The 8082-nt window shown below is 40.8% G+C and carries 4 protein-coding genes; 2 read left to right on the forward strand and 2 right to left on the reverse strand.

The annotated features are described in order from the left end of the window. Together I8752_RS23110 and I8752_RS23115 are read left to right on the forward strand one after the other, a co-directional pair. The coding region (locus I8752_RS23110; RefSeq protein ID WP_214434595.1) for a hypothetical protein at positions 1-2841 on the forward strand (2841 nt) is incomplete at its 5' end. 42 nt (positions 2842-2883) lie between these two features. Continuing rightward, on the forward strand, positions 2884-3402 hold the full coding sequence (locus tag I8752_RS23115) for a phage tail protein (protein ID WP_214434596.1): 519 nt from the start codon (positions 2884-2886) through the stop codon (positions 3400-3402). Between the two features lie 103 nt (positions 3403-3505). Here the strand turns inward: I8752_RS23115 and I8752_RS23120 are convergent, their stop codons facing one another. Both I8752_RS23120 and I8752_RS23125 read right to left on the reverse strand, forming a co-directional pair. Beyond that, positions 3506-7618 (reverse strand): PAS domain S-box protein, encoded by a 4113-nt coding sequence (locus tag I8752_RS23120; protein ID WP_214434597.1) that lies wholly within the window; start codon positions 7616-7618, stop codon positions 3506-3508. Positions 7619-7623: 5 nt separating this feature from the next. Beyond that, on the reverse strand, positions 7624-7881 hold the full coding sequence (locus tag I8752_RS23125) for a hypothetical protein (RefSeq protein ID WP_214434598.1): 258 nt from the start codon (positions 7879-7881) through the stop codon (positions 7624-7626). Between the last annotated feature and the right edge of the window lie 201 nt (positions 7882-8082).

Genomic DNA, 8082 nt, shown 5'->3' on the forward strand with positions numbered 1-8082 from the left:
AATAATCTATCATCTTCAGAGCAAAATACAGCGATCGCTCCGACAACTACATCAGTAAATACTCACTCCGAATCAACAGTTATCCAGCCTCAAGTTGAAAGCACTAATTCTGTTTCAGATTTAGAAATAGTACCAAATAGTGAGAATTTACAAACTTCATCTCCAAATCATACAGCGAACGCTCCTACCAATACATCAGGAAATACTCATTCAGAACAAATAGTTATTCAGCCGCAACTTGAAAGTACTGATTCTGTCTTTGATTTAGAAATAGTATCAAATATTGATAGTTTCCCAACTTCATCTCCAAATCATACAGCGCTAACTTCTACAACTACATCAGCAAATACTAACTCAGAACCAACAATTATTCAACCTCAAATTGAAAACACTGATTCTGTCTCCAATTTAGAAACAGTACCAGAACTTAATAATTTCTCATCTTCATCTCAAAATACAGCGAACGCTCCTACCAATACATCAGGAAATACTCATTCAGAACAAATAGTTATTCAGCCGCAACTTGAAAGTACTGATTCTGTCTTTGATTTAGAAATAGTATCAAATATTGATAGTTTCCCAACTTCATCTCCAAATCATACAGCGCTAACTTCTACAACTACATCAGCAAATACTAACTCAGAACCAACAATTATTCAACCTCAAATTGAAAACACTGATTCTGTCTCCAATTTAGAAACAGTACCAGAACTTAATAATCTCTCATCTTCAGAGCAAAATACCGCGATCGCTTCTACGAATATATCAGCAAATACTCATTCCGAACCAACAGTTATTCAGCCTCAAATTGAAAGTACTAATTCTGTCTTTGGTTTAGAAGCAGTACTAAACATTGATAGTTTACAAACTTCATCTCCACATCATACAGCGATTGCTCCGACAATTACATCAGTAAATACTCACTCCGAACCAACAGTTATTCAACCTCAAATTGAAAGTACTAATTCTGTCTTTGATTTAAAAATAGTACCAGAACTTAATAATTTATCATCTTCAGAGCAAAATACCGCGATCGCTCCTACCAATACATCAGCAAATACTCACTCAGAACTAACAATTATTCAACCTCAAGTTGAAAACACTGATTATGTCTCAAATTTAGAAACAGTAGCAGAAGTTAATAATCTATCATCTTCAGAGCAAAATACAGCGAACGCTCCGACAACCACATCAGCAAATACTTATTCCGAACCAACAGTTATTCAACCTCAAATTGAAAGCACTGATTCTGTCTCGAATTTAGAAATAGTACCAAATAGTGAGAGTTTACAAACTTCATCTCCAAATCATACAACGCTCACTTCTACAACTAAATCAGCAAATACTCCCTCAGAAGCAATAGTTATTCAATCTCAAGTTGAAAGCGATAATTCTGCTTCTAGTGTAGAAACACTACTAGAAAATAACAACGTACAAACTTTATCTCCAAATAATATAACGCTCACTTCTACAACTAAATCAGCAAATACTCATTCCGAACCAACAGTTATCCAGCCTCAAGTTGAAAGTACTGATTCTGTCTTAAATTTAGAAACAGTACCAAATATTCATAATTTAGCATCTTCAGAGCAAAATGCGGCGATCGCTCCGACAACCACATCAGCAAATACTCACTCAGAAACAACAGTTATCCAGCCTCAAATTGAAAGCACTAACTCTGTTTCAGATTTAGAAATGATACCAAATAGTGAGAGTTTACAAACTTCATCTCTAAATCATACAGCGATCTCTCCAACAACCACATCAGCAAATACTCATTCCGAACCAACAATTATTCAACCGCAAATTGAAAGTAATAATTCTGTCTCGACTTTAGAAATAGTACCAAATAGTGAGAGTTTACAAACTTCTTCTCCAAATCATATAGCGATCGCTTCTACCAATACATCAACAAATACTCGCTCAGAACTAACAGTTATTCAACCGCAACTTGAAAGTACTGATTCTGTCTCAATTGTAGAAAAAGTGGCAGATATGAATAACCTATCATCCTTAGAGCCAAATCCAGCGCTCATACATACAAATATATCTACAATTATTCACCCAGAATCAACGGCTATCCAACCTCAACTTAAAAGCGATGATTCTGTCTCTATTGCAGAAAAATTGCCAGATATTAATAGTAGTGTAGCAACTTCATCTGCGAATACAACGTTTGTCTCCAAAAATACGCCAGTCTCATCAAAAGTAGAAACTCCTCTCATTAAACTCAAAAAAGAAACACCAAATCCTAATCATATTTCAGAAATTCCTCAATTACCTATAGCTTTGAAAAAAATATCAATTTTCAGCCCTTTGTCTCAAACGTCTAGTTTGCTTGCATCTAATGTTGCAGATGAAACGGCCTCGCTAGATGCATCTACCCCTATTTCTTTATCTCCTTCTTTGCCTCATCATATCCAGAAATCACCTATGAAAGAGATACCAAATTCATGGTCTAGTCTTGCTGAATTACTGGGTGAAAGTACAACAGTTGATAATAGCCAGAAGACAATAGTACAACCCTTTGCAGACGAGAGGCATGAATTTACATCTATTGCATCCACTCAGTCAGAGTATAGTCAATCAGAACCAAAAACTCATTACTCACAAACTAGAAATTCTAGGCAAGTTATTCAGGCATACACTGACCCTTCTAGTTCATCACTACAGAATATAGAAGAAACTGATAATGAAGTAACTATTACTAATGAATCATTAGAAGATGAATGTGAAAATTTAGAAGTTTTAGCAAGAGAAATTTACAAAATGCTTCAATATCGTTTGGAGATAGAACGAGAACGGCGAGGTAAAAATTATTCAGGTCGCCTACCTTGGTAAAAGTCAACTGAAAAAAAATATTTCAATTTTTAGAAAACAGCTATGACAACTAATTTAGTTAAAGCCAAACTTATTGCCTTAGAAGGAGCCGCACCAGATATTGAATTTATGTTTAATCCGACTCAGTTAGACTTCTCACTGCAATTTACTGTGAATAAGGAAGGAGCAGCCCGCACTGATAAAGGATTACCCAAAGTCAGCTTTGCTTATCCAGAACCTTGCAGTCTAACAATTAGCAACATCATACTTGATACCTATGAAACTGGGAGTAGTGTTCTCACACATCTGAAAAAATTTCAAAAAGCTGTTAGCTTTGCCGAAGCTGGCTCAGGTGCAAAGAAACGTCCACCAGTTTATATATTTACTTGGGGCGCTCAACAGTATTTACGTTGTTTTGTCAAAACCCTCAATTACAGCCTGACTATGTTTCTGCCTGATGGGACACCTGTACGAGCGAAAGTCAGCTTGACTCTAGAAGAAGTAGATGAATCTTTTTCTCAACCCGGTATGGGTACTCCTAGCAGTGTAGACCGAACAGGCGGTGGTCGAGCCTCTAAATAGATTTATATTGAGTTTTAATCGGAAGATGAGAGGAATGAAGGAGAATTTACTTTCCCTGCTGTCTGGGATTGGGTATTTTTTCTTTAGAAGTTCCTTTGATTTTTCAATTTCTTGGTTCAGTCTTTTTTACGTCCAAAAAACTGGCGATCGCTTGCACTAACTGGTTGGCATCTACTGGCTTGGCGATATGGCATTGAAACCCTGCGGCGAGGGCTTGTTGCTGATTCATTTCCCCAGCGTAAGCAGTGAGAGCGATCGCTAAAATTTGGCTACCTTGTTCTGGTGGCATGGCGCGAATTTGTCGCATTAGCATGTAGCCATCGATCTCAGGCATCCCAATGTCACTTACTAGCACATCGGGTTTAATTTGTACAATCGCTTCGAGTGCTTCCATTGCCGAAACCGCTTTAATAACGCTCCCGCCAGCCTGCTCTAAGATGAAAGCGATTAAATCTCTTGTGTCGGCATCATCATCGACTACCAGCACTCGGATACCAGCAAGGGGTGAGGTATCAAATGTGGGAAGTGAAGAATTATCTTCATCTTTGATGGTTTTGTCCGGCTTTAACAGCGGCAACTTGACAGTGAAAGTGGCTCCTTGCCCTTCTCCTGGACTGTCGGCTCGAACAGTACCATTATGCAGTTCGACTAAGTGACGGACAATTGCCAGTCCTAAACCTAATCCTCCAAATTTACGGGTGGTTGCACCATCTTCCTGACGGAAATACTCAAACACGTGCGGCAAAAAGTTAGGATGAATGCCTTTACCTGTATCGCTAACTTGAATTTGAGCATAGTTGTCAGTTGCTCTTGACGGCTGACTATTAACTACTGACAATCGTACCTGAACTCGCCCGCCTGCTGGAGTAAATTTCACGGCGTTACTGAGCAAATTCCAAATTACTTGCTGTAGGCGAGCGCAATCTCCCAAAACTTGCCCAATATTTGGTTCGATAACTGTCTGAATCTCAATTGACTTGGTTTGAGCTGCCAACTGCACAGTTTCTTTAGCGGCGGCAATTGTTGATGCTAAATTCACAGGAATCATATTGAGGCTGAGTTTACCGCGCAGAATGCGAGAGACATCAAGCAAGTCCTCAATCAGTTGCACCTGTAATTTGGCATTGCGTTCAATGGTTTTTAGGGCATAAGTTGTTTTTTGTGCATCTAACCTGCCATTAAGCAGCAAACTCGTCCAGCCTAAAATCGGATTCAGGGGCGATCGCAACTCGTGGGACAACACTGCTAAAAATTCATCTTTGATGCGGTTGGCGGTTTCGGCTTCGGCACGGGCAAGTTGCTCTTGTTCTAGCAACCGCTGGCGCTGTTGCTCTAATTGTTTTTGATTTTCGATATCTGTTGCTGTACCAAACCATTTAATGAGCTGACCTTGAGCATTTTTCAGCGCTACAGCTTGGTGCAAATGCCAGCGATACGCCCCATCTGCTCGTCGCATCCGCCCTTCAGCTCGATAGTTTGTACCCGCTTGTTGCGCGGCTACCCAATTCTGGCTGAGAGTAGGTAAATCGTCAGGATGGACAATCGCTTGCCAGCCTGCTGTTTGAGCTTGGGCAAGGGTTAATCCGGTGTATTCTAACCAGCGTTGATTGACATCGGTAAGCATTCCCTCAGCATTGGCAGTCCACACCAGTTGCGGGATCGATTCTGCTAAATACCGATAGCGTTCTTCACTTTGTCGCAAGGTGGCTTCAGCAGCTTTTTGGGCGGTAACATCTTGAAAAATCAGCACGATCGCATTGATGTTGCTAGATTCATCGTAGAGCGGAGCTGCCGAAATACTAACGAATACCCTTGAACCATCACGCTTACGGCGATAGGTTTCTACGCCAGCAAAAATTTCTCCCTTGGCCACAGCTGCTCTTACCTGACGGCATTCTTCTTGTTTTTCTTCTGGAATAATCGGAATTACTTGACCCAAAACCTCAGCTTCACTCCAACCAAATAATCGCTCTGCTGCTGGATTCCACAGCTGTACTATCATGTTGAATTTAATGACAATAATTGGCAATGGCGAAGCTGCAATCAGCGTGCTTAAGGTTTGTATGGTTTGCTGGAGTTCTTGTTGCGCTTGTTTGCGGGCGGTAATATCGAATGCAATGCCAATTAATCCGATAATATTGCCTTGACTATCTCGATAAGGTGATTTTGTCGAAAGATAAGTACGCCTGCCTGAAGCTACCTCCAAGATTTCTTCAAATACCTGTAATTGTCCGGTTTGCATAATCAGGCGATCGTTCTCTACAATCTGTTCGGCTTCAGCTCGATTGATGTGAAACTCAATATCAGTTTTGCCAAGGATTTCTGTTTCTGGTTTACCGATGGACTGAATCGTTGCTGGATTCGCCATCAATATTCGCCCTTCTCGGTCTTTGACATAAATCAGAGTCGGTGAAGTTTGCTCGATCGCATTGAGAATCGTCGTACTTGTTTGCAGAGCAGCTTCGATATGTTTGCGTTCGGTGATATCTTCGGCAATGCCAGCGATGCGGCGAGTTTGTCCCGGTTCATTCTGAAGGATGTAACCGCGATCGCGTACCCACCGTACCGCACCATCCGGACGCACAACTCGATATTCAATACTCAAATTTCCATTTTCTATGCATTGATTGGCAGCACTTCGCACCAATTCTCGATCGTCTGGATGAATGCTTTCAATCCATTGTCCGAAGTTGCGGTACAAACTTTCACAAGAGCTTCCCCAAATATTCTCGTAAGCAGGACTGACATAGAGAACTTGCTGGCGGTCGAAATCCGTAATCCAGAAGACATCTTGAATGGTTTGTGCCATCTGACGGAATCTTTTTTCACTCTCTTGCAATGCTGCTTCGGCTCGTTTGCGATCTGTAATATCGCGTTGAGTACCCCAAGCTCGTAACAACATTCCGTCTTCAATAATACCGACTAGATTATTCAAAAATACTTTCGGATTGCCCTGTCGATCCAGTTCGTAGGATTCTGCATCAACCAGTCGATAACCAGACCGAATAAAAGCACGCAAATACTCTAGGTTACGCGGGTCTGATTGTACTAGTAAATCTGTAACCCTTGCTCCAATCAAGTCGCCAGCAGAAGACGCGCCGTACATTTGCGCCATCACTTGGTTGCATTCTGATAAGTAGCAATGTTGATAAAAGTGTTGGATTTGCTGCTCTTGGGGTAAATCAATCGGTAGTGGTAATTCGGTTTCAAAGCACCAGATAGCTTCCGAACTTTGGTCAACAAAGGCTCGGTAGCGTTCTTCACTGCGCTGTCGCGCTGCTTCGGTGAGTTTGCGTTCGCTGATTTCTGTTACTAGAATCGTGACTCCATTTTCAGTGGGGTAAATGCGGTTCTCAAACCAGCGATTCCATAGCGGATAGAAATATTCAAATTGTACGGGTCTTTGTTCGCTGACAGCCCGATGGGCTTGGATGTAAAATTCACTACCAACGAGATCGGGAAACAATTCCCAGATACTTTTGCCTAGGAGGTCTTCTCTGGGTTTTTTGACTATTTCCACTACGCGATCGTTGATATGGGTGTAGCGCCACTGGCAATCTAAGATTAAAAACTGCTCTTTTGGTTCGTCAACCGTCTGAATCTGTTTAGTTTCAAGATTGAAAAAAATGTTTTTGCTGCGAGCTAATTCTACTACTTGATTGGCAGCTTGTAGCTGTCGGTTGACTTCTTTTAATTCCTGGATAGAAGAGATTTCCGCCGCCATTTGTTCGGTACGGACTCGCAATGCTTGATTTTCTCGCTCTTGCTCGTTGTATTTTTGCTGAAGTCGGGCAAATTCTGTCACATCTTCGATGCGATGAATAATGTAAACAACTTTGTTATCTGCTTCTATAACAGGCGAATTCATAAGATTCCAGTACCGTTCTTCAAATCCACCGCCTGCTGATTTGAAGTGCGGAATATCGTATTTCTGCAACCCCATAACATCCGCATTTTGATTTTCCAGCACTGTCAAGAGCGATCGCCTCAAATTTTGCGCTTCCACAGCCAAGGAATTATGAGGAAAAACTTCAAAGATACTGCGTCCTAAAATTTCCTCTCGTTTGGTATTAGTTGTCTGGAGGTAAGTATTGCTGACTCCTACAATTGTGAACTTTGGCGCATCTGGTGTCAGCACCAAATATGCGCCCGGTACTGATTCAAATAACGATTGAAAATTCAGTGTAGAAACTATCGGCTTTGCTTCACCTGTCACAATCTCTACTCCACTTCTAATAAATATTTAGTGAGGAGGTCTTTGCTGTGTTTTTGTAACTTTAGTTGTAGCAAATTGCCCGAATCTTTTAATAATAGTTTGATTTGCTTGAGTGCTAGTGAAAATAGTTGTATGTGAGTATTTTTATAGGAGGCGATCGCCCCGTCAAAAATACCTAATACAATTGCAATTTGTTCTTGAGTAAATATTGTCAATTGTTGCAATTCACGAATTAGTTTGCTTACTCCAAGTCGCCTAAGCATCGCTGTTTGTTTCTGCTTGGTAAATTGAAAAATAGGAGATCGCATTTGCTAATTGGCAATATAACATTCGTTATCTTAGATTCTCTATTGAATAGCTAAAATACCGTTCTACCTTTAGGTATGATTTGTGTCTTTCTATAGGAGAAAAATTTCCATATCCATAATAGACTGGAGGGGGAGCAGGGGGAGCAGGGGGAGCAG

Origin of the sequence: Dendronalium phyllosphericum CENA369 (genome assembly GCF_016056275.1) — a bacterium.
GTDB lineage: Bacteria > Cyanobacteriota > Cyanobacteriia > Cyanobacteriales > Nostocaceae > Dendronalium > Dendronalium phyllosphericum.